Below are 20,849 nucleotides of genomic sequence, written 5' to 3'. Positions count from 1 at the left end.
CGGGTCAGACTGTGCCGTATCCGCCGCCGCCCGGGGTTTCAATGACCAGTGTGTCGCCGGGCTGGACTTCGGTCGAGTCGCACCCTGCCAACTCCACGGTGTTGCCATCGGCCCGTTCTACGTAGTTGCGTCCCAGCGTCCCGGGTGAGCCGCCAGCCATACCGTAGGGAGCTACCCGCCGATGCCCGGACAACATGCTCACAACCATGGGCTCGCCGAATTGGATCCGGCGCACGGCGCCGTCACCGCCACGCCATCGTCCGGCACCACCGCTGCCGCGACGGATGGCGAACTGCTGCAGCAGCACCGGGAAGCGCCATTCGAGCACTTCGGGATCGGTGAGCCGGGAGTTCGTCATATGCGTCTGCACCACCGACGTACCGTCGAACCCTTCACCGGCCCCGGAACCGGATCCGAGGGTTTCGTAATACTGGTGGCGCTCATTACCGAAACTGACGTTGTTCATTGTCCCGGCTCCTTCGGCCTGCACCCGCAGCGCGGCGAACAGCGCGCCGGTGATGGCTTGTGAGGTTTCAACATTGCCGGCAACGACCGCGGCTGGGTAGGTCGGTGCGAGCAGCGTCCCTTCCGGGATGACGATGTGCAGCGGACGCAGGCAGCCATCGTTGAGCGGGATGTCGTCAGCGACCAAGGCCCGGAACACGTAAAGCACCGCGGCGGTCGCCACCGAAGACGGCGCGTTGAAATTCGTGTCCAACTGGCCCGAGGTCCCGGTGAAATCGATGATCGCACTTCGAGCGGCGCGGTCGATGCTGACACGCACGGCGATCGTCGCACCGGAATCCATCCGATAGCGGTATTCGCCATCTTCAAGCCTGTCGATGACGCGCCGGACCGCTTCCTCAGCGTTGTCCTGGACGTGGCGCATGTAGGCCTGCACGACATCAGGGCCGAAGTGATCGATCATCTTTCTGACCTCATCGACGCCCTTCTGGTTGGCAGCGATCTGCGCGCGCAGATCGGCGAGGTTGGTATCGGGATCGCGGGACGGGAAAGACGCTTCGGTAAGCAGGCGCCGAGTTGCGATCTCGCGGAATTGTCCATCCTCGGCCAGTAGCCAGTTGTCGAACAGCACACCTTCTTGGTGGATGTCGTGGCTGCTGGCTGGCATGGAACCGGGGGTGATCCCGCCGATTTCGGCATGGTGCCCGCGTGAGGCGACAAAGAACAGGATGTGCTTGCCCGCAGCGTCGAAGACCGGGGTTACCACGGTGATATCCGGCAGGTGAGTGCCGCCGTGGTACGGATCGTTGACCGCGAACACATCACCGGGCCTCATGACGCCGACCCGGCGACGGAGGACTTCCTTAACGGTGGTGCCCATCGAGCCGAGATGAACCGGGATGTGCGGCGCATTGGCGACCAGGTCGCCGTCCGGATCGAACAGCGCGCACGAGAAGTCCAGCCGCTCACGGATATTCACCGACTGGGCAGTCGCCTCAAGCCGAAAACCCATCTGCTCGGCGATCGACATGAACAGGTTGTTGAAGGTCTCCAGCAGCACCGGATCGGCCTCGGTTCCTGCATTGGGCTGCGCGGGGGCAACCACCCGCTGGGCAAGCAGATGCCCGGACTGGGTCATCGTCGCCTGCCAACCGTCGTCGACGACGGTGGTGGCGTTGGCCTCGGCGATGATAGCCGGGCCGATCACAGTCTCGTCTGGCCGCATCCGCTCCCGGTGACGCAACGGGGCTTCGCGCCATTTTCCGCCCGAGTAGACCCGGATGGCCTCCGTGTGGGCGCTGCCAGCGACCTGATCAGCCAGGTCGGACAGATCGGGTTGCTCGGTGATCCCGGTCGCCTCCACCGAGATCGCTTCGGCGATCAGCCGGCGGTCCATCAAAAACGAGTACATCGCACGGTGGCCGGCTTCGAACGCCGTGGTCATCGCCTCAAGCCCAGCAAGTTCAACCGGGATCACGGTATCGGTTCGGTCGTAGCGCAGATGCACCCGGCGAACCACCCGGATCCGCTCGGCCGGGACGCCCTCGTCAACGAGCTCGGCGCGCGCGGACTGCTCAAGGGAGTCCGCGACGGTGGCCAATCTTTCCAGGGCGGCGGTCTCGAGCCGGATCTCCACCGACTGCTCCCGCATCGTTGTGGTGTCGGCCAGGCCGATCCCCAGCGCGGAGAGCACACCAGCCATCGGGGGGACGAGCACGGTACGGATGCCGAGCGCATCGGCGACCGCGCACGCGTGCTGCCCACCGGCGCCGCCGAATGTGGCCAGTACGTACCGGGTCACGTCGTGTCCCTTTTGGACGGAGATCTTCTTGACCGCGTTGGCCATATTCGCCACCGCGATCCGCAGGAACCCCGCGGCGACCTGCTCGGGTGAGCGGTCATCACCGGTGGCCGCCTGGATGGCGGCAGCCAACTCGGTGAACTTGCGCCGCACGATGTCGGCGTCCAGCGGCTGCTGACCGTCGGGACCGAACACGGCCGGGAAATGCGCGGGCTGGATGCGGCCGAGTACCACATTGGCGTCGGTGACGGTAAGCGGACCGTCGGCGCGGTAGCAGGCCGGGCCCGGGTCGGCTCCGGCGGAGTCCGGGCCTACCCGATAGCGGGTGCCATCGAAATGCAGGATCGACCCGCCGCCCGCGGCCACCGTGTGGATGTCGAGCGTCGGTGCGCGCAGCCGGACCCCGGCCACCTGGGTGTTGAACACCCGCTCGTACTCGCCGGCATAGTGCGACACGTCAGTGGAGGTGCCGCCCATGTCGAAACCGATGACGTGATCGAACCCCGCCAGTGCCGACATCCGTACCATGCCGACAATGCCCCCGGCCGGACCCGACAAGATTGCGTCCTTACCGCGGAAATGCCCTGCCTCGGCCAGCCCGCCATTGGACTGCATGAACATCAACCGCACGCCGCGCATCTGGTCCGACACCTGGTTGACGTAGCGACGTAGCACCGGGGACAAGTAAGCATCGACCACGGTGGTATCGCCTCGGGGGACCAGTTTCATCAGCGGGCTGACCTCCGATGACAGCGAGATCTGGACAAAGCCAACCTGCTCGGCCAGCTTGCCAATCTCCCGCTCGTGCGCCGGATACAGGTAGCTGTGCAAGCACACCACTGCAACCGCACGGATCCCGTCGACGTGGGCCTGCCGCAGCTGTTCGCCCAGCAGCTCCAGATTCGGCGCGCGCAGCACGGCACCCTCGGCCGTGATCCGCTCGTCGACCTCGACGACCCGCTCGTACAGCATCGCTGGCAGCACAATGTGCCGGTCGAAAATGCGAGGACGATTCTGGTAGCCAATGCGCAGCGCGTCACCGAAACCGCGAGTGATCACCAGCAGCGTGCGTTCCCCCGTGCGCTCCAGCAGCGCATTTGTGGCCACAGTGGTGCCCATCCGCACCGCCTCGATTTGCGCAACCGGCACCGCATCTTCGGCGGTCTCGAGCAGCGTTTGGATCCCGGCAACCGCCGCATCGCGGTACCGCGCAGGGTTCTCCGACAATAGCTTGTGCGTCAGTAATCGCCCATCTGGCCGACGCGCCACGATGTCGGTGAAGGTGCCACCCCTGTCAACCCAAAACTGCCACCCCGCACCGGCCACTAGGACTCCCTTTCATCGTGCACCAGCTTTCGGCGAGCTGGGGGTTTCCCCGCATGCCGCCTCGGCCGCTTGGCGCCCCAACGGCGAGCAGCGCACGATAACGCGTGAGCGCTCGTGCGTGCTCCGCAAAACGCTCGTGACAGCGTGCGGCCAGCTCCACTGCACTAGTCGCCGTGTGCGACTCCACGACATCGGCTGCCTTTGCAGCTGTTTCGAAGCGAACCTCACTCAGCTCACGAAGCACGCCCAGAAGTGGGGCCGATATCGACGCCCAGCCACGCCGGGTCCGGGCGATATCGGCGACCTCGCGCGCCAGTTGCCCAATGCGCTCGGTTTCGGCATCGATGTGGACAGCCGCGATGGTTGCCAGCAGCTCTAGCACTCCCGACTGGACACGAAGTCCTAATAGCACGGCCGCATGGTCCTCGAGCTCATCACGCAAGACGGACACCGCTTCATAGGCGGCAGTAATGCTTTCGGCTGCGGGAGGATCAGCGTTGAATAGGGCGGCCGTGGCGTGCCTCATTGCGGTGCTCGCAAGACGAATGAGGTGGACCAGCTGAGCAGTCATGCCCGCGAACCCCTGGGCCCGCGCTTGCCGCATCTGTTGACCCCCCGGTTCGCCATCCGCCACGGTCAGTAAGACTACGCGTCGGCGAGCCCCACAAACGTTGGCCGTAACCAGGTCCGACACTCAGTGCCGACCGATGACCGGTTGCTGTTCGAGGCCGTGGGGAACATAAAACTCCGTCCCGGCGCGTTCCAGCGGCCTTCCCAAACGTGGCTCCCCGCGTAACCGCTTTCTCAAAAACGGCTGGGTTTAGCGGGAATACAGCCGGCGGGATCTCCGGGAGTTGTTGGAGGTGTGGATGGCACGCTCGACGAAAGGGGTGTTGTTGGCGTGTTGCTTGCTGACAATCGTCTCATGGGTGGGTGCTCGGCGCCGCGCGTCCGACCTCGCCGGTCAGGTCGGTCGGCTTGGCCGGCGTTATTGTTTGATGGGTGTGGTCAACCCGAGGTTGCCGTCCGACCCGATATACCACGGCACCCTGCCCGGTCTGGGCGTCGGCGAACAAGTGCACGTCATAGTCCGTCGCATCCATCACCGCCACCGCATGCAACGGTGTAACCCGTTGCAGCACATAGGCTTTGCGGCGGACAATCACCGCTCCAGCAGCAATCCACAGCGGGCGGGACCGGTCGGGCCACGGGCGCAGCCGCCATGGTCGCGGCACTCACCGAATCCGCTCTCTTCACATCTTCCCGGCCCCAGCAGCGGCTAGAGTCGATGCTTCGCTGGCAGTCACAGGATTGGCAAGAGTCCCCCTTTTAGATGTGGCGGACGGCGCGCTCGGCCCGCTGTTTACCGACGGCCCCGGCACGGCACCTCGAGCAGGGCCGCACCGGCGGCACTGTTTCACATGAGGTCGCGACTGTGGACCGGACCAATCAAGCTTTCACGGAACAGGACAGCTGTCGCCCCCACGTGTAAGTTGGTGACGGCAGCTGGCGCTGCTGCGCGTGCAGTCAAGCCATCTCGGGGACACGCAGGTGTGCGAGCGCCAACTCGAAGTCGCACTCGTCGAGGACCTGTGCACCTACTTCCTGGCTGCCGGTGGCTCTGATCCTGTCCAACTGGTCTCTGTTGCGATCCCTCGCTTCGACGCTGTCGAAGGTCGCCGAAGCCACGCCACGACCGGATGCTCGGTCGACTAGCAGACTGCCACTGCAGAAACCTTCCAGCTCCTCGAGAGCGGGCAGGATCGTCATCTTGTAGAAGTCGATGCCTCGATCGATCTGATCCGCGTCGACCTTGACCCAGGTGGCTCGGACACAGGCACCCTCACTCGCGCGGTGCTCGCGATGCATCGCTGCGATCTCCCATTCCTCGGCGTACCTGCTACCACCCAATAGCTCGGCAGCCCGATCACGAATCGGCCGAATAGACTCCTCGCTTGCGCGCATCGCCTCCTTAGACTCCCAGGAGGTGGTAACAATGCAGCGACCGGACGTTCGATCGACCAACAGGGACAAGCCAACGCACCCGCCGATGCCCTCGAGCGCGGGCATCACACTGTCGCGCGTATGAGCGATACCGGCGTCAATGGACGAGGGCTGCCCTTGGATGGTGGTGCTTCGTGCATACATGATCTGCCTCCGTTGTATGTGGGGCAGCGTCTCGACGGCGCCGCCGGACTACTTCATCGTCCTCCCTCAGGTAAGACGCGGCAATGGGCGGGCGGCGGTCAGCCGGACGGCAATTCGGCAGTTGCCGCCGGTGCGTGCGTACCGGCATTCCCCCACCACACAGCAACTCGCAAACCAACCCTGGACTTCGCAAGGTAAAACTGGACTTCGCAGCCTTAATGTCAAGGATGTCGACTGAGTGCTCGCCGACTCGCGTGCGTCGGTCAATGACACAGGTCCGGGGGCAAACTGATGGACGGCAATCCGAAATCACAGGCTGGCCGACGTTCAGTACCCACTCCCCCAACGCTTGATTCCAATACTTAAGGCGCGGCTTGACGCGCGACCTCACGGCGCACCGGCGATCGCGTCTCCCCAGGGTGGGGGATCTGCGCCGGCCCTACGCGTCGCTGTCGCGCAGGGCCGGGGCCGACCTGAGCCGCCCTGCAGAAGGCCATGGGCCACGCGTCGATCATCGTGACGGCGCACACCTACGCGAACTCTTTGACGACGAACTTGACGACAGCGCTGCAGTGCTCGGCCCGCTCGACGACGTTTAGGAGGGTGGGAGCTGACGCCAGTTTGGCCCCAAATCACCGATTACGAAGGGGATCCGCGCGCCTCCGAAAGGCGTTCTCAAACGGCTGACCTCGATAACTACTCTGGTGGTCCCGGCTGGGATCGAATTAGCCGCCTCTGTAGTTGCTCCGCACAGCCGATACCAGCCATAATATGCCTGTTACCTGCTGCGATGCCCACTGTACTCCGGGGACACCAATACCCACAAGAGTCCACAATCTGACATGCGGATAACACATGGATAACATCATTTAGGCGGCTGGGTGACCGGAAAACGGGGACATCGCGGGTGGGGTTGGCTACGCCAAAGCGGCCGACGACAGAAGCGGTGGCAAGCCTCTTACATCGGCCCCGACGGGGTACGCCACAAGGCGCCGCACACCTTCGGAGTCAAGATCGACGCTGAAGGCTGGTTATCGCGTGAACGCCGCTTGATTGACCTCAATGCATGGACGCCCCCGGCGCAGCGCGCCGCGGAGGAGAAGGCCCAAGTACTCACGTTGGCCCAGTACGGCCCGACCTGGATCAAGGAGCGCACCGTCAGGGGTGAACCCCTTAAAGAACGGACGCGCATCCACTACGAGCGCCTGTTTGATGAGCACATCAAGTCGACCCCGATCGGCACGGCCCCACTCGCCTACATCACCACCGAAGCCGTTCGCGCATGGCACTCAGCCACACTGATCGACCGGCCCACCTACCGTAGCCACGCGTACCAGCTCCTTCACGCAATGCTGGCGACCGCCGTCTCCGACGGGCATCTGTCGGTCAACCCGGCACAGATCAGGGGTGCGGGCAATGCCGCCACAAAGAAAAGCGCCGTGGTCCTCGACGTTGCCGAGGTCGGTCAGCTCGCCGACGAAATAGATCAGCGATACAAAGCACTCATCCTCATCAGCGCGTGGTGCGGGCTCCGGTGGGGTGAAGTCACCGAACTCAGGCGCAAGGATTTCAGCGCCGACCGCGCACTCATCACCGTCGAACGCGGCGTCGTCCACCGCGACGGCAGGTGCTTCGTCGACACCCCAAAGTCCAAACGAGGCCGCAAGGTCGTCACTCCCCCGCACATCCGCCCCGCGATCAAGCACCATCTGACGGCTTTCGTCGCCAAAGGCGCTGACGCGCTTGCTTTCCCAGCCGACCGCAGCTGCCACCTCTCCGACAAAACGTTCCGGCGGTATTTCCAGACCGCGCTCACCGCGATCGGCCGCGACGGAAAGAAGAAGCCGCGACCAGCCATCCACGATCTCCGCCACTTCGCCGGCACACAAACAGCCCGGGTCGGCAACCTCGTGGAAACCATGGGCAGGCTGGGGCACTCGACAGTCAAAGCGTCTCTGATCTATCAGGGCATCGTGTCCGGGCGGGACGCCGAGATCGCCGAGGCTCTATCGGCACTCGCCAGGGGCAGCGACACGCCCGACACGCCGGCCAGAAGCTAAAAAGTTTTCGCCGCTCAGGCACTGTACCCGAAAGTCTCACGCGAGCTTTGCTGCGACCCTAGCCGAGTTCACGGATAAGCGATGGAACGTTAAGAGGCAATCGCCGTCGTTGGTTGTCATTGGTAACGCGAAAGTACGCGAAAGTACGCCAAAGTGACAGACCGTAACGATTTCCTCATAAACAAATGCAAACGCCATCTGTTTGCTGGTAGTCCGCAGATCCCTGGGCTGAATACCCATGGGTATACAGGCATTTCAAGGTTTTACCCGGTTGCGCAAAAGTCACCCAGGGGTATTAGTGGTCAGTTATGACCACCCAAAAACTCGAAATGCCCGTACTACTCACGATCGGTCAGGTCGCCGCAGCGACCGGCTTGTGCCCAAAAACAATTCGACGGCGAATAGCGGACGGTACCCTCCGGGCCCACAGGGTCGGGCCGCGCGCTATCCGCATCGACCGCGACAGTCTGACACACCTGCTGCAGCCGGTGGGGGCGGCATGACCGCTCTCCCCCTGAGCCACAAATCATGAGCCCCCCGACGCGACGATGCCCGGCCACACAGGACCGGGCACCCGCAGACCCCACATCTACCGCCCAGCATACCGCACCGCACCACCCCTCGGGGATTGCTAGCGACACCGACCCTCTGACCCGGCCACGGCGGGCACTATCCCAGGACCACCTCGAGATGCTGGCCGCGTCGGGTATCACACCCGAGCATGCCGCGCTGCGCGGCTACATGACCTGCGGCCCCGCGCAGTCGTCATTCCTCGCCCGAACGAAGGTAGTCAAAGCAGGGCAACGGATCCCGGGATTGCTTGTCCCGATGCTGCGCAGCGACGGCAGTACATGGGGGTACCAGTACCGACCGGATGAACCACGGTTGCGTGACGGCAAGCCGGTCAAGTATGAGACACCGTGGCAGCAGCGCAACGGTATTGATGTCCCGCCCGGTGTCGGCCCGATGCTCGCCGACCCATCGATACCCCTCTGGGTGACAGAAGGTGTCAAGAAAGCCGACTGCGGCGCCGTCAACGGCTTGTGCATCGTCGGTCTGGTCGGTGTATGGAACTGGTTGGGCGCCAACACGTCGGGCGGGAAGATGGCGCTACCCGAGTGGCGCGACATCGCCCTGAACGGCCGTCGGGTGATCATCGCGTTCGACGGTGACGTAGCGCGCAAAGAGTCGGTGCAGAAGGCCGTGCGCAGCCTCGCCGCGTACCTCGCAACCAAAGGTGCACGCATCGAATATCTCTGGCTACCCGACACCGATGACAAAACCGGCCTCGACGACTACCTGACGGGCGGTCACACCGTTGACGATCTGTGGCGGCTCGTCAAGCCGACAGCACCGCCACCAGCGACACCTGAGCCAGACCAGGCGTCACAGCCAGCACCGCAGCCGGAAATACCGGTCACGCAGACGATGTCGCTAGACGATGTGCGTGACGTGTTCCGCCGCTGGCTCGGCGACGCGCTCGATATCGACGCACTCAACGCGGTGATGGCGTGCGCCGCAGCCGAACGCCTCGACGGCGACCCGCTCTGGCTCATGCTGGTCTCGGGCAGCGGCAACGCGAAAACCGAACTCGTGCAATCACTCGGCGCGATCGGCGCACTAGTCGTATCCACCATCACCAGCGAAGCGGCTCTACTATCCGGCACACCCGCCAAGGACCGCGCCAAAGACGCCACCGGCGGGTTGCTGCGCGAGATCGGCGACACCGGCATTCTCGTTGTCAAAGACGTAACCTCAATCTTGTCGATGCACCGCGACCAGCGCGCGCAAGTCCTCGCAGCGCTCCGTGAAATCTACGATGGATATTGGGTGCGCAGACTCGGCACCGACGGCGGCCGCAAAATCCCATGGACCGGGCGTGTCGCCACCATCGGCGCAGTAACGACCGCGTGGGACGCCCACCATGCGGTCATCGCCGCGATGGGCGACCGTTTTGTCTTGTGCCGCACGTCCAGCCGCGATCACCGGCTAGCAGCCGGCCGACAAGCCATCACCAACACCGGCGGCGAAACCGTGATGCGCCACGAACTCAGGCAGGCCGTAGCTGGGCTACTCGACCACCTCACCTACGACGGCGCGATCCAGCCCGACAGTCACGAGGCCGAAATGATATTGCGGGCCGCGGACTTGGTGACATTGGCGCGCACCGCCGTCGAATACTCCTATAACGGCGACGTCATCGACGCCCACGCACCCGAGATGCCCACGCGGTTCGCCAAGCAGCTTGCGCAGCTGTTTCGGGGGGCGATGACCGTCGGACTCGACCGGGGTGCAGCGCTGCGGCTAGCCATCCGCTGCGCCCGCGACTCCATGCCTCCACTAAGGCTGGCCATCATCGACCACCTCGCCGACCATCCGTATGACACCACCAACGCCATACGGCAGGCCCTCGGCAAGCCGTATAACACGGTGCGCCGCCAGCTCGATGCACTGCACATGCTCGGGATCGCCGACTGTGACGAGATTCCCGGCGCGACCGCTGCGGGGAAAACGGTGTGGCATTACACCCTCGCCAACGATATCGACCCGACCGCAATTCAACCGCCCACGTTTCCAAAAAAGTCATGTCACCCTCCTGTCCCTTGTGTAGAGGAAGGTCCAGAGGCCAAAGAGACCCACACGAACGTCTCTCCCAGAGCACCTTCTGACTTTTTTGGAAACGGGATAACCCCGACAAACGGGCACACCGCTGTGGTCGCCCCGTCTAGCCCGGCCCAAAACGCTAACTACCGCGCCGGGCTGTGCATGGACTGCCAGTCCAGCAAACCCTCGGCGGGTCGACCGCGCTGCGAGCAATGCCACCGCACCCATATCACCGTCATGAGGGGGTACGACCGATGAAGCGGGCCACGATCCGTGCGCGCCGCCGTCTCGCTGACGGCCGCCGCCTGATCAATGTCGTTTGCCCAATATGTGGCGGCCGGCATTGGCTGCCCGACACCGACCCCATCGCGGCGTGCCCCCGCAGACCTGGCGAGTTCACCATCCCAACCGAAAGGAAATCGAAATGACCAGCTCCCGCTTCCCCGTCCTCGACGCGCCGCGACACATCGCCAACGCCGACTACCAACGCATGGTGGTCGACAGTTTCGGCGACGTAGAACCATTCATCGAGGAGACCGATTCGTGGGTGGCGATGCCGCTGCGGCTGGTCCACGACTCGGCCGCCGGCTGGCGCGTTGAACTCGGCCCGTATTCGCTGGACCGGCGCGACATTGGTCGGCTGCGTGAGGCGCTCGCTGCATACGATTCCGCCAATTCGCCATCATCCCAGAAAGGAATCGCCGATGACTGACATCAATGACGACGAGCGGGCAGGCCGAATACGGGCACTGCTCACCCAAGCCGTCGCGAACCTCGACCCCGCCGACCGTGACCAACGCATCGCGTTCTGCCGCGAACACAACCAACACGGTGTACGCATGCACCTATCCAAAGAGGACGACCTCATCGAGTTTCGGTGGGGCGGCCGAACACTGGCCATGGTGCACCGAGACCACCTCGACAGCGACGCCCCGTTACATGCAGAGTTCATCATCACCGACTTACCCGACACCCCGGAAGGACTGATGCCATGAGCGGCAACCTCAGCAAGGGCATACCCGTCGACTCACCGCAAATGGACACCCGTCCGCGGCATCGCCAGCGAAGGGAACCTATCTTGAGTCAGGTTCTCGAATTCATCGACTACGACGCCGAATATCGCAAGCTCCTGCGAAATCGCATCGTGCTTCGGCTCCGCCGCCGACCGCTTAAGGAGGACGCTATGACCGAGCCCAACCAACTCGAATTGCCAGGCGGAACACAAAATGACCCCGATTAATCGCCCTCTGAACGACGACGAACGCAACCTAATACGCGACCTAGCCATCCAAGTCCTTTGTGTACAGACCGGCTGCACAGTAGACGCGGCGGTCGACGCACTCGAATCTTTCGCAGAAGACGGGACGCTCATTCTCCGCGGCGACACCGAGACCGCCTACCTAGAAGCTGCCGGCAACGTACTAGTTCACGTCGAGCGTGACTGGCTGGCCTTCCATGCTGCCTATCCCGGCAACGACCCGCTGCGAGACGCCCGACCTATCTGGCAGGCCGACGACCAGGGGGCGGGGTAGGCATCGTGTGTCACGCCAGCCCCCTGACCCCAGCGGCCCCAGTCAACCTTCTATCCCGTGACAAATCAATGTCACGTGACGGTCATGTGACCGCCAGACCCGCAAGCGCGCCTCCTCAAGCGTGTCGCGGAACCGTTTTGTCGGCCTGTTGTGCTATGGTGGCTAGCCAGACCGCGTGTCAAGCACCCGGTCTGGCTAGCTCGGTATCTCCGAGACGCCGGGAGCCGCAGGGGCGGCCAACCCCGCGCTATCCGGGTCACCATGCATCGCACATCGTCGTTGCTGCCCTGAATTTGGTGGACTCGTGAGTGAAATCCTTTACCGCGCAGCGGAACTGCAGTCCGGCACCGGTCGTACAGTGTTCGGCACCGTCGTGCCGTATGGCCAGGAGATCACCGTGCGCGACTTCGACGGCGAATACCGTGAGCGGTTTGCGCCCGGTGCGTTTGCGCGCAGCATCGCCGAGCGCGGCCACAAGCTGAAACTGCTTGTATCGCACGATGCCCGCACCCGCTACCCAGTCGGCCGGGCTGTGGAGCTGCGCGAGGAACGGTTCGGATTGTCCGCGGCCTTCGAGATCGCCAACACCCGTGACGGAGACGAGGCGCTGGCGAACGTTCGTGCTGGCGTTGTCGATTCGTTCTCCGTCGGTTTCCGGCCTATCCGGGACCGCCGTGAAGGCGATGTTGTGGTTCGTGTCGAGGCCGCGTTGCTTGAGGTCAGCTTGACTGGTGTCCCTGCCTATCCGGGTGCCGAAATCGCTGGTATCAGATCGAAATCCCTTGTAATTCCGCGTTCGATAGCCGAAGCCCGGCTATCCCTTATGGATTGGTAACACTCATGACTGATATTGACATCGACAACATGACCTTCGAGCAAGCCCGCGGCGCTGCGCGGGAACTGCTGGACTCGACGACCGGCGACCTGACCGGCGCCGACGCCGAACGGTTCCAAGCGATTCACCGCCGCGCCGAAACCCTGCGGGCGGCCGACCGCGACCGCGACGAGCGGCTCGGCGAGTTGATGCACTTGGTCCGCGACGGCGAGTATCGCACCGAAGGCGGCGCTACGGGCATGCACCGTATGGACGGCACCACACCCGACGATGACCGGCCGCGCGACCGACAGCGTGACCCCGCGATGCGCACGCTCGACCGCGCCGTGAAGGACGACCGGCTCAACGCCCGCGGCGCCGAGCTCGTCGAGAGCCTGATGCGCAGCGGCAGCCCGGTACACCAGGCCTGGACGCAACGCTGGGCCGCTGCGGCCGGCAACGAGCACTACCAACGGGCGTTCGCGAAGCTGCTCGCCAACCCCGAACGCGGGCACCTGGAATGGACCACGGAGGAACACGCCGCCTACCGCGCCGTGGCTGCGGTGCAGACCGAGCAGCGCGCCATGGGATTGACTGACAACGCCGGCGGCTACATGGTGCCCCTGACTCTTGATCCGGCCATATTGCTTACGTCGAACGGCAGCATCAACCCGCTACGCCAGATCAGCCGCGTGGTGCAGACCGCCACCGACTCGTGGAACGGCGTCACATCGGCTGGTGTGACGGCCGAGTGGATCGCTGAGGCCGCCGAGGTGGCCGACGCCAGCCCGGAGCTGGGCCAGCCGTCCATCCCGGTGCACAAGGCCGACGCGTTCGTGCCGTTCTCCTTCGAAATCGAAGGCGACGCCATGAATTTCATGTCAGAGCTGGGCAAGCTGCTGGCCGATGGGGCTGAGCAGTTGACCGCTGCCGCGTTCACCACAGGTTCGGGCACGGGTCAGCCCACCGGGCTCATTACCGCCTTGGTGGCAGCGTCGGGCACCGTTCCGCTGGTGCCGCCCGCGGTGGCCGAAACGTTCAGTGCTGTAGATGTGTACGCGGTGCAGAACGCACTACCGCCACGTTTTCAACCGATGGCGTCATGGAACGCGAACCTGGCCCTTCTCAACGCGATGCGGCAGATGGAAACCACCAACGGCGCATTGAAGTTCCCTGAGCTGCAAACGAATCCGCCGATGCTGCTGGGCCGCAGCATCTACGAGAACAGCAACATGGACGGCGTGATCAACGCCAGCGCTTCGGAAAACAACTACGTCCTGGTGTACGGCGACTTCCAAAACTTCATCATCGTTGATCGCGTGGGAAGTACGGTCGAGCTGGTGCCCCACCTCTTCGGAGCCAACCGCCGGCCCACCGGGCAACGTGGCGCACTTTTGTGGTTCCGCACCGGCTCAGATGTGGTCATCCCCAACGCGTTCCGGCTGTTGTCGATCCCGACGACCGCCTAGTTGACGTCCGTGCGGGCGGGATTCACGTGAGCTGCTCCTCGCCCGCACTCAAGACCGGCCGGGTAAACCCTCAGACGAGGAAACAGGGTACGCGAATGTGCGTACCCTGATGGGTCAACATCGGGGTACGTCTTAAGCCCCCTCGATTGTGGCAATTACCAAGTCTGCTAACGCTGAGGTGTCGATATCGAGGCGTTCACGGCGGACGGTTCCGCGGTTCCAATGGAAGCCGCCGTTATCGGGATAGAGGGGAAAACGCATGTGGACTGTAAATGGTGCGTCGAGTTTTCCGTCGGGTCCTGCCTGGATAGTGCAGGAACTCCCCTCAACTGTATTGCCTGTGCCGCACCCGTAGCCCCGGCGTTGAAGCTCTTGCGCTAAAGATGTTGTGCTTGCCACCTCACCATGGTCGCAGGCCCCACCGCCTCACAATGGCAGGGCCGAGCTGTGTCACGCCGCGACGCAATCCAACTCCGGGCCGCCAACACTTTTTATCGGCTCCGATAAAAAGTCCGCTACCAACAACCAGCGGCGCAGGGGCTGGGGCTGGCTGCTGTCAGTAAAAGACAGGTGGGAGGCCACAAGCTTGTGTTGGTGGCTCTTTATAAGAAGATGCCCGAGAACGGGCCTGAACGGTTGACCGGCCGGCTGGGTGCTGGTGCAGCGATGCATGCCGGATGAAATCGTACCGGGCGCACATCCGAACGGGCGATGCGGCGAGTTGCGTGACCGGCGCGGAACGCACACACTACGTTAACCGCTATGTCAGGTGTGCAGCCGCGTCGGAGGCGGTGATATCTGTTGGGCCGGCCGAAGCACCCAAAGAAGGAGCTTGAGCAAGTTCTACGCGAAGCAGAAGCGAAGGGCTGGCGGGTCGAAAAGCGCCCCAACAGGTACTTCAAGATGAAATGCCCATGTGACAAGGCCCATATAAAAACCGTGAAGGTTAGCCCGTCGAACCCCTACTATGAAAAGCAGCTACGCGCACAACTCTCGCGTGTGACATGTTGGGACGGAGGGGAGTGAATATGGCCGATATGTACGAGATGGAGTTTCAGTTCACGCCCGGCGAGAATGATCCTGACGACTACGCCGGTTTCGAGGCGTTCCTCGACTCCATCACTGATGAGTTGGCCAACCAAGGTTTCGATACCGACTACACGGCGGCTGCCGCCGAATTGCGGGCAAGTTGGACGATCGAGCTTCCCGACAGCTCCGAGGCATCGCTCATCGCAGCTTTGGGGGCATTCCAGAAAGTGCTGAGCGCCGCGGGGTGTTTCGATAACGCTCGGCCACGCGGACATGAAGTACTTGGCGCGCGGCGTCTAGCTCTGGCCTGACACGTGCGCTGATACGCAATGACTTACGCGCGGTCACACCCTTTTCGCTGCAGGCGGCTAAAAGGGTGTACCTAATTGTGGACACCCCTGGGTGGCCCGAGCCGAACTGACTGACATCCTGTCAGCCACAGGCTTCTGGCCCACAGCTACCCCACGGCATTCCCACCAGCCAGCTTAACCGTTTGGGTAAAAAGGGTGCGGACGACGCCGACGGATCGATCCCGAGTTCTGTCACTGGCCGAGGTGAGTGACAACATGTCACTCACCTCACGAGGTGCGGCCGGAAGCTAGTGGATCTCGGCATCACTGGTCGCAGCTTCGGACCACCCGCAGATTCGGCTTAACCGCATCCTTTTTCGTGCGATCACGAAAAAGACCGGAGTCCCTGGTGTGGCCGTTGCTTGAGCCGAATTCGAGGTCGAAGACGGCGATGAGGGCCGCGAGGAGGCGCGGTGACCAGTCGTCTGAGGGGTAGGAGTCGAAGCGGGCGGCCAGCTCTTTTCTCAGGTATTTGAGGTCGGCATCGTGAGTGGTAGCGGTCATCGGACCACCCGCAGGTTCGGCTTGGTCTGAGCGTTAGGCGCCGCCGGGGTGTTCCCGAGCTCGAGGTCGAAGACGGCGATGAGGGCGCGCAGTAGGGCGGGTGAACAGTCATTGAATGGCGTCTCGTCAAGGCGCTGCAATAGTTCGCTTCGCAGCCGCCGGACTTCCGGCGACTCCTGTTGTTCTTTCATAGCGCTCACCATGCCCACTTATCGACCTGGTTGCATAGTTTCAGGAGGGCCTGGGCCAGCTCCCGGGCCCCCTCAACGCCGAGGGTCAGGCGCTCACGCAAGGACCCGTCGTATTCGTCGCACTCATCGACGTGAATTGACGGTTCGTCGCCGAGTGACCCGTCAGCCAACTGTGTGACCACCGCCGACACCAGCAGCTCGGTGAAATCAACCTGCTGCGCATCAGTCGACAAGACGCGTCGGCCGTCTTCCCAGCCGCCAACAGGGCGGGTTCCGGCAGGCAGGGGGACGTCGGGGGGTGGTGTTGTGGTCATGACCGGCCGCCGTTCTTGACGACATAGGGGCGGAATCTTGGCGCCGGGATGGCTGGCGGCTCGCCGAATTCGAGATCGATAGCGGTGTTGACGATCGCGAGCAGCGATGTCGACCAGGTGCTGGGCGGGTGGTCCTTGAACCGTTGGACCAGGCCCTCGCGTAGGCGCGCTAACTCGGGGGTCAGGGGTGCGGGGGTGGTTGTCATGACCCGGTCACCATTGGTGGGCATGGATGTTCTCCTACTTGAGATTTAGTAGTAGGCGGAGAACCCCATGAGGCGGCGTAGTCTCGATAACACCGGCATAACGTCGGTTTTGATTTGCTGGGCTAGATACCCTATTCTACGTGCGTGAATGTGGGTGGTCCCGGCTGGGATCGAACCAGCGACCTTCCGCGTGTGAAGCGGACGCTCTTCCACTGAGCCACGGGACCGGCACCGAGAGGCGAACGACGTCGAAGATTAGCACGAGCCGCGGATCCGCAGTATGCCCCACGTGCTGACGACCTGGTCGAGCGATAGCCTAGAGAGGCGCCGCACTGAAGATTTGTGTGCGCCCGTTCACGTGGACTATCGTCGTGCTTCGCACCGGGCGACGATCTCGTCCGTTGCGCGCGGATGTAGCGCAGTTGGTAGCGCATCACCTTGCCAAGGTGAGGGTCGCGGGTTCGAATCCCGTCATCCGCTCGAAGGTGCAAGTGGCATCAATCCCTGCGGTGGAGTGGCCGAGTGGTGAGGCAACGGCCTGCAAAGCCGTGCACACGGGTTCGATTCCCGTCTCCACCTCTAGATTCAACCCCCTAGCGCGATTAGCTCAGCGGGAGAGCGCTTCCCTGACACGGAAGAGGTCACTGGTTCAATCCCAGTATCGCGCACCAGAGTTTACGCAGGTCAGAGGCGGTTTTTAAGCCTCAGATTCGGCGATGTGCCAGGATGCGACCATTTTGTTGCCGCTCTTCGACTCTCGGCTTTTCGATCTCCTCTAACTGCCGTCCCATAGTCAGTAGTTCGGATGGGGTGAAGTTTATGCGGAGGTGTGAGCCGCCACTGCCCGGAAACCAGACGGTTATCCAGTGTCACCACCACCGGCTGGATGAGGCCGATATCTTCGATGCTGGCCGCCAAGCCCGTGATGTGACCTCGGTCGGTGTGGTGTCGGCCCTCCACGATGATCGCGTCAACACACATCAAGATGAAACGTTGAAACGTCTCCCTCCTGGCACACCACCCCGAGCCGCCACCGAGGCGCCGCCCACGGCCGATTAGCATGCTGATGGGGGGATTGGCACGAAGGGGGATTCGTGGACGGGACTCGCAAAAGCCGCACCGTAGGGGAGCTGTCATTTAAGGCTCAGCTGGCCTGTGTCGTGGCCCAGATGGCGTTCTACGGCACGCTTATCGCGTTGGTGATGCTGCTTTTGCCGCGCTAAAGGCCGACCGCAAGGTTAAGACCAGCACGCCGTCGCAGCGCGCACTCAACGCATCCACCACGCGAGTACGTTTTCCGCAGCGGCGCCGAGCTCGACGATGCGATGGCTCGATCCGCGCCACATCATCCGCTCTCCCAATCCGGCAACGGATCACGGTCAAACGGCCCAGCCGCTTCACCGCGACTGACGACGACCATGCCACCCGCATCGGCCGTAAACGACCAGGGGTGATCGTTGACGATGCGCTCAAAGTCGTCGTCGTCGGGCAGAAGTAGACCCCGCAGCTGCAGCCCGTCCTGGTGGCTTAGGGCAATACCGCACCGCGCCGCCATAGCGCCGCCATCCGATACGGGTGCAGCTCGGCGATGCAAATGCCGAAATCTGTTCTGGATGACCGGCAGCGACAAGCGCGGCACCCCCACGGGTCAACGTCGAGCCGGCAAAGCCGCCAACCCCGTTGCGTCACTACAGCATCCGATCATCCCACGGTGTATTACCGATCTCACACGGCAACTCGTCCACCGACATCCCGTGGCGCTTCACCCACCCGGCCCGCTAGCGATACCATTCCTCAAGCGCCGCCTCCCATTCCGCCGCCGACACATAACATTTCTCCAATCAACCGGAAACCGTTAATGTACAAGCGATTTCCAGCGTTTCCCTGCCACCGATCTTGTTGCGTCACAGCCAAATTGGAATTGGAATCATTTCAGTCCTGGTAGACAGATAAGAGGCCAGCTCGGGTGTCCTCCAAGCCAGCAAACAACACGGCAATTGGCCTGGACCTTACCGAGGTTGTGCGCGCAGACCGACCAGTGGAAGCGATGAAAAGCGCCGGTAAAGGGGCCCGGACCAAGCCGAACCTGCGGGTGATCCGATGACCAACGCATTCTTCACACGGCCACGCTGCAAAGATAAGGTTTACACGCGAAGGTGAAGGCTAGTGCCCGCAAGCGCGGCATCAGCGACGACGCCACGCTCCACGCATATCGCAACGCGTTGCTAGTCATCCCAGCAGCTGAACCGTCGCGGATCATCCACGCTGACGTGCTACGCCCGAAGTTCTACGACTACCTGAGGTAATGACATGAGTGTGAAGCACAAAACCGACACCGACGAATGGCTAGACAACCTTGACGTCGACCCCGCCAAAGCCCGCGACGCCAGCCATATGCGCCGCATCATCGCAGCGAAAGAAGCGGTTGAGACCGCAGAATCCGAGCTGCGAGCCGCAGTTGACGCCGCCCGCGCCGCCGGGGGCACCTGGGCGGCAATCGGTGTCGCCCTCGGCATCACTCGTCAGGCCGCGTTCCAGCGATTTGGCCACACCACCACAGGGACGCTGGCGCGGTGATGGACACCCTCTCACCTTGGGCGGGGCCTACTAGGCATTTGTCGGCACGGTCAGCAGCCGGAAAGCGTTGTCCACCAACACATCAGAAACCGACCCGCAGCCACAACCGAAACCGGTTGACCAGATTCCGCCCATTGCCTGGGCGCCATGGCGCAGGGCATGCCCGCGAGTTAGGTTCCGCTGATGAAGTTTGTGCTGGCGAGCTATGGCAGTCGCGGTGATGTTGAGCCTTTCGCCGCCGTCGGTCGGGAGCTGCTCCGCAGAGGCCACGAAGTCCAAATAGCAGTACCCCCCAAATGGCTTGGCTTCGTGGAGTCGGCGGGGCTTGCCGCGGTCTCCTTCGGGCCAGACCCGCAGGCGCTACCCGACGAGACCTTACGGATGATCCAGAATCCCATCGCCGCAATGGGTGAAATCGTGGAGCATGTCGCCCAGGCCTGGGCCCACTGGGGCACGACGCTGACCACGCTGACCAAAGGGGCCAACCTGCTATTAACAGGCAAAGGCGAACAAGGCCTGGCCGCCAATATCGCTGCATACTACGACATTCCGCATGCGGCGCTGCACTTTTTCCCGGCGGGTGATACACGCATGGGTGGCTGGATCGGGCAAGTAACGAAGGAAGCCGAAGACGCTCAACGCAGCGCACTGGGCTTGCCGGAGCCGGCCGCACCCCCAACACCGCTCGAGATCCAGGCCTACGACGAACTTTGCTTTCCTGGGCTGGCAGCCCAATGGGCGGAGCAAGCTGGGCGCCGACCCTTCGTCGGCGCCCTGACGCTGGAGGCGCCGACGAAGGCCGATGTCGAGGTCTTGTCATGGATCGCCGCGGGAACCTCACCGATCTACTTCGGCTTCGGCAGCGGCGCCCAGGTCGCCAACCCTGCAACGACGGTGGCCGTGATCAGTGCCTCCTGCGCGCAGTTGGGCGAGCGGGCGTTGATTTGCGCTGGGCCAAGTGACTTCACCCAGGTCCCGCAATTCGACCAGGTCAAGGTTGTGCGCGCGGTCAATCACGCAGCCGTCTTTCCGGCTTGCCGTGCGGTCGTCCACCATGGCGGCGCTGGCACTACCGCCGCAGGCATGCGAGCGGGTATTCCGACGTTGATCCTCTGGCTCGGGGTCGACGATCAGCCGATCTGGGCAACTGTCCTCCAGCGGCTGAAAGTCGGTGCAGGCCGTCCATTTTGGACCAACACCGGGGACTCGCTGGTCGCAGACCTGCGCTCTATCCTCACTCCGGAATGCATAGCTCGAGCCCGCGAAATCGCCACCCAGATGACCCAACCCGCCGAAAGCGTTCGCCGCGCCGCCGATCTCCTGGAAGACACCGCGCTGCAGCACTCCGATTAACGCTCAGCCAGACAATCCGCTCTTGATGGCCGCGTCCTGCTTCGCCCGAGATCAAGAACGAAATCCGGCTGCCATATTCGATACCTTCATCACCGCATAGCTCCTT

At 63.1% G+C, this 20,849-nt stretch carries 24 protein-coding genes, 4 tRNA genes and 1 pseudogene; 19 read left to right on the top strand and 10 right to left on the bottom strand.

What is annotated here, in order from left to right:
* Window positions 1–4: 4 nt before the first annotated feature.
* The 4 genes from B586_RS08120 to B586_RS08105 all read right to left on the bottom strand — a co-directional run bounded on the left by B586_RS08120 (window position 5) and on the right by B586_RS08105 (window position 5,740).
* Complete coding sequence (locus B586_RS08120) at window positions 5–3,592, bottom strand: hydantoinase B/oxoprolinase family protein (RefSeq protein ID WP_054880227.1); 3,588 nt, start codon at window positions 3,590–3,592, stop codon at window positions 5–7.
* Window positions 3,561–4,226 (bottom strand): PhoU domain-containing protein, encoded by a 666-nt coding sequence (locus tag B586_RS08115; protein WP_156406737.1) that lies wholly within the window; start codon window positions 4,224–4,226, stop codon window positions 3,561–3,563. The genes B586_RS08120 and B586_RS08115 overlap by 32 nt, the downstream gene beginning before the upstream one ends.
* 289 nt (window positions 4,227–4,515) lie before the next feature.
* Window positions 4,516–4,827, bottom strand: coding sequence for a sigma 54 modulation/S30EA ribosomal C-terminal domain-containing protein (locus B586_RS22510; protein ID WP_054880229.1), 312 nt, complete (start codon window positions 4,825–4,827; stop codon window positions 4,516–4,518).
* Between the two features lie 292 nt (window positions 4,828–5,119).
* Entirely contained in the window at window positions 5,120–5,740 is a 621-nt protein-coding gene (locus B586_RS08105) for a hypothetical protein (protein ID WP_047315380.1), read from the bottom strand.
* 374 nt (window positions 5,741–6,114) lie between these two features.
* Between B586_RS08105 and B586_RS21585 the strand changes: the two genes are divergently transcribed.
* The 12 genes and pseudogenes from B586_RS21585 to B586_RS08055 all read left to right on the top strand — a co-directional run bounded on the left by B586_RS21585 (window position 6,115) and on the right by B586_RS08055 (window position 15,559).
* Window positions 6,115–6,339: a hypothetical protein gene (locus B586_RS21585; protein WP_211141592.1), complete on the top strand. Its 225-nt coding sequence runs from the start codon at window positions 6,115–6,117 to the stop codon at window positions 6,337–6,339.
* A 282-nt stretch (window positions 6,340–6,621) separates the two neighbouring features.
* Window positions 6,622–7,800, top strand: coding sequence for a tyrosine-type recombinase/integrase (locus B586_RS08095; protein ID WP_054880231.1), 1,179 nt, complete (start codon window positions 6,622–6,624; stop codon window positions 7,798–7,800).
* A 308-nt stretch (window positions 7,801–8,108) separates the two neighbouring features.
* Window positions 8,109–8,303, top strand: coding sequence for a helix-turn-helix transcriptional regulator (locus B586_RS19985; protein ID WP_082607561.1), 195 nt, complete (start codon window positions 8,109–8,111; stop codon window positions 8,301–8,303).
* A gap of 25 nt (window positions 8,304–8,328) precedes the next feature.
* Window positions 8,329–8,412 (top strand): annotated as a pseudogene (locus B586_RS22715) (DUF2742 domain-containing protein); the annotation flags it as partial.
* Between the two features lie 78 nt (window positions 8,413–8,490).
* A complete protein-coding gene (locus tag B586_RS19980; RefSeq protein ID WP_264069061.1) occupies window positions 8,491–10,662 on the top strand; it encodes a DUF3854 domain-containing protein in 2,172 nt (723 codons plus the stop codon).
* A gap of 166 nt (window positions 10,663–10,828) precedes the next feature.
* Window positions 10,829–11,116: a hypothetical protein gene (locus B586_RS08085; protein WP_054880232.1), complete on the top strand. Its 288-nt coding sequence runs from the start codon at window positions 10,829–10,831 to the stop codon at window positions 11,114–11,116.
* On the top strand, window positions 11,109–11,399 hold the full coding sequence (locus B586_RS08080; RefSeq protein ID WP_054880233.1) for a hypothetical protein: 291 nt from the start codon (window positions 11,109–11,111) through the stop codon (window positions 11,397–11,399). The genes B586_RS08085 and B586_RS08080 overlap by 8 nt, the downstream gene beginning before the upstream one ends.
* Window positions 11,396–11,644: a hypothetical protein gene (locus tag B586_RS08075; RefSeq protein WP_054880234.1), complete on the top strand. Its 249-nt coding sequence runs from the start codon at window positions 11,396–11,398 to the stop codon at window positions 11,642–11,644. Before B586_RS08080 ends, B586_RS08075 begins: the two co-directional genes overlap by 4 nt.
* The gene (locus tag B586_RS08070) at window positions 11,631–11,936 is read left to right on the top strand and encodes a hypothetical protein (protein ID WP_054880235.1); all 306 of its coding nucleotides are present in this window, start codon (window positions 11,631–11,633) and stop codon (window positions 11,934–11,936) included. Before B586_RS08075 ends, B586_RS08070 begins: the two co-directional genes overlap by 14 nt.
* 304 nt (window positions 11,937–12,240) lie before the next feature.
* Window positions 12,241–12,771 (top strand): HK97 family phage prohead protease, encoded by a 531-nt coding sequence (locus B586_RS08065; RefSeq protein ID WP_054880236.1) that lies wholly within the window; start codon window positions 12,241–12,243, stop codon window positions 12,769–12,771.
* Between the two features lie 5 nt (window positions 12,772–12,776).
* Window positions 12,777–14,219: a phage major capsid protein gene (locus B586_RS08060; protein ID WP_054880237.1), complete on the top strand. Its 1,443-nt coding sequence runs from the start codon at window positions 12,777–12,779 to the stop codon at window positions 14,217–14,219.
* 1,028 nt (window positions 14,220–15,247) lie between these two features.
* Complete coding sequence (locus B586_RS08055; RefSeq protein WP_054880238.1) at window positions 15,248–15,559, top strand: hypothetical protein; 312 nt, start codon at window positions 15,248–15,250, stop codon at window positions 15,557–15,559.
* 303 nt (window positions 15,560–15,862) lie between these two features.
* Here B586_RS08055 and B586_RS08050 read toward each other — a convergent pair whose 3' ends face one another.
* From B586_RS08050 to B586_RS08030, 5 genes are all read right to left on the bottom strand, one after another.
* A complete protein-coding gene (locus tag B586_RS08050; RefSeq protein ID WP_054880239.1) occupies window positions 15,863–16,102 on the bottom strand; it encodes a hypothetical protein in 240 nt (79 codons plus the stop codon).
* Window positions 16,099–16,293 carry a hypothetical protein gene (locus tag B586_RS08045; RefSeq protein WP_054880240.1) on the bottom strand — a complete coding sequence of 65 codons (195 nt, stop codon included), beginning with the start codon at window positions 16,291–16,293 and terminating at the stop codon, window positions 16,099–16,101. The genes B586_RS08050 and B586_RS08045 overlap by 4 nt, the downstream gene beginning before the upstream one ends.
* 5 nt (window positions 16,294–16,298) lie before the next feature.
* Window positions 16,299–16,607, bottom strand: a complete 309-nt coding sequence (locus tag B586_RS08040; protein WP_054880241.1) for a hypothetical protein — start codon at window positions 16,605–16,607, stop codon at window positions 16,299–16,301.
* Entirely contained in the window at window positions 16,604–16,813 is a 210-nt protein-coding gene (locus B586_RS08035) for a hypothetical protein (RefSeq protein ID WP_211141589.1), read from the bottom strand. The genes B586_RS08040 and B586_RS08035 overlap by 4 nt, the downstream gene beginning before the upstream one ends.
* Before the next feature lie 155 nt (window positions 16,814–16,968).
* A tRNA-Val gene (locus B586_RS08030) sits at window positions 16,969–17,040 on the bottom strand.
* Between the two features lie 180 nt (window positions 17,041–17,220).
* Between B586_RS08030 and B586_RS08025 the strand changes: the two genes are divergently transcribed.
* The 4 genes from B586_RS08025 (at window position 17,221) to B586_RS22400 (ending at window position 18,036) form a co-directional block, all read left to right on the top strand.
* Window positions 17,221–17,293, top strand: a tRNA-Gly gene (locus tag B586_RS08025).
* Window positions 17,294–17,321: 28 nt separating this feature from the next.
* Window positions 17,322–17,392 (top strand) — tRNA-Cys (locus B586_RS08020).
* Window positions 17,393–17,409: 17 nt separating this feature from the next.
* Window positions 17,410–17,484, top strand: a tRNA-Val gene (locus tag B586_RS08015).
* 423 nt (window positions 17,485–17,907) lie between these two features.
* Window positions 17,908–18,036 (top strand): hypothetical protein, encoded by a 129-nt coding sequence (locus B586_RS22400; protein ID WP_257720474.1) that lies wholly within the window; start codon window positions 17,908–17,910, stop codon window positions 18,034–18,036.
* Between the two features lie 122 nt (window positions 18,037–18,158).
* Here the strand turns inward: B586_RS22400 and B586_RS08010 are convergent, their stop codons facing one another.
* The gene (locus B586_RS08010) at window positions 18,159–18,458 is read right to left on the bottom strand and encodes a hypothetical protein (RefSeq protein ID WP_054880243.1); all 300 of its coding nucleotides are present in this window, start codon (window positions 18,456–18,458) and stop codon (window positions 18,159–18,161) included.
* A 511-nt stretch (window positions 18,459–18,969) separates the two neighbouring features.
* On the opposite strand from B586_RS08010, the gene B586_RS21355 reads away from it, so the two are divergent.
* The 3 genes from B586_RS21355 (at window position 18,970) to B586_RS08000 (ending at window position 20,743) form a co-directional block, all read left to right on the top strand.
* A complete protein-coding gene (locus tag B586_RS21355; protein ID WP_168162519.1) occupies window positions 18,970–19,119 on the top strand; it encodes a hypothetical protein in 150 nt (49 codons plus the stop codon).
* A 10-nt stretch (window positions 19,120–19,129) separates the two neighbouring features.
* Window positions 19,130–19,390 (top strand): hypothetical protein, encoded by a 261-nt coding sequence (locus B586_RS08005; RefSeq protein ID WP_054881012.1) that lies wholly within the window; start codon window positions 19,130–19,132, stop codon window positions 19,388–19,390.
* Between the two features lie 183 nt (window positions 19,391–19,573).
* Window positions 19,574–20,743 carry a glycosyltransferase gene (locus B586_RS08000; RefSeq protein ID WP_054880244.1) on the top strand — a complete coding sequence of 390 codons (1,170 nt, stop codon included), beginning with the start codon at window positions 19,574–19,576 and terminating at the stop codon, window positions 20,741–20,743.
* Window positions 20,744–20,849 lie beyond the last annotated feature (106 nt).

Origin of the sequence: Mycobacterium haemophilum DSM 44634 (assembly GCF_000340435.2) — a bacterium.
Classification (GTDB): Bacteria; Actinomycetota; Actinomycetes; order Mycobacteriales; family Mycobacteriaceae; genus Mycobacterium; species Mycobacterium haemophilum.
Note: the sequence above shows the minus strand (reverse complement) of the source record. Positions and strands in the feature narration are given on the sequence as shown.

Excerpts from the sequence above, each read along its gene's own strand:
- B586_RS08105 (WP_047315380.1), bottom strand. The coding sequence starts at position 5,740 with ATGTATGCACGAAGCACCACCATCCAAGGGCAGCCCTCGTCCATTGAC.
- B586_RS19985 (WP_082607561.1), top strand. The coding sequence starts at position 8,109 with ATGACCACCCAAAAACTCGAAATGCCCGTACTACTCACGATCGGTCAG.
- B586_RS19980 (WP_264069061.1), top strand. The coding sequence starts at position 8,491 with ATGCTGGCCGCGTCGGGTATCACACCCGAGCATGCCGCGCTGCGCGGC.
- B586_RS08085 (WP_054880232.1), top strand. The coding sequence starts at position 10,829 with ATGACCAGCTCCCGCTTCCCCGTCCTCGACGCGCCGCGACACATCGCC.
- B586_RS08080 (WP_054880233.1), top strand. The coding sequence starts at position 11,109 with ATGACTGACATCAATGACGACGAGCGGGCAGGCCGAATACGGGCACTG.
- B586_RS08075 (WP_054880234.1), top strand. The coding sequence starts at position 11,396 with ATGAGCGGCAACCTCAGCAAGGGCATACCCGTCGACTCACCGCAAATG.
- B586_RS08070 (WP_054880235.1), top strand. The coding sequence starts at position 11,631 with ATGACCCCGATTAATCGCCCTCTGAACGACGACGAACGCAACCTAATA.
- B586_RS08060 (WP_054880237.1), top strand. The coding sequence starts at position 12,777 with ATGACTGATATTGACATCGACAACATGACCTTCGAGCAAGCCCGCGGC.
- B586_RS08055 (WP_054880238.1), top strand. The coding sequence starts at position 15,248 with ATGGCCGATATGTACGAGATGGAGTTTCAGTTCACGCCCGGCGAGAAT.
- B586_RS08050 (WP_054880239.1), bottom strand. The coding sequence starts at position 16,102 with ATGACCGCTACCACTCACGATGCCGACCTCAAATACCTGAGAAAAGAG.
- B586_RS08045 (WP_054880240.1), bottom strand. The coding sequence starts at position 16,293 with ATGAAAGAACAACAGGAGTCGCCGGAAGTCCGGCGGCTGCGAAGCGAA.
- B586_RS08040 (WP_054880241.1), bottom strand. The coding sequence starts at position 16,607 with ATGACCACAACACCACCCCCCGACGTCCCCCTGCCTGCCGGAACCCGC.
- B586_RS08035 (WP_211141589.1), bottom strand. The coding sequence starts at position 16,813 with ATGACAACCACCCCCGCACCCCTGACCCCCGAGTTAGCGCGCCTACGC.
- B586_RS08000 (WP_054880244.1), top strand. The coding sequence starts at position 19,574 with ATGAAGTTTGTGCTGGCGAGCTATGGCAGTCGCGGTGATGTTGAGCCT.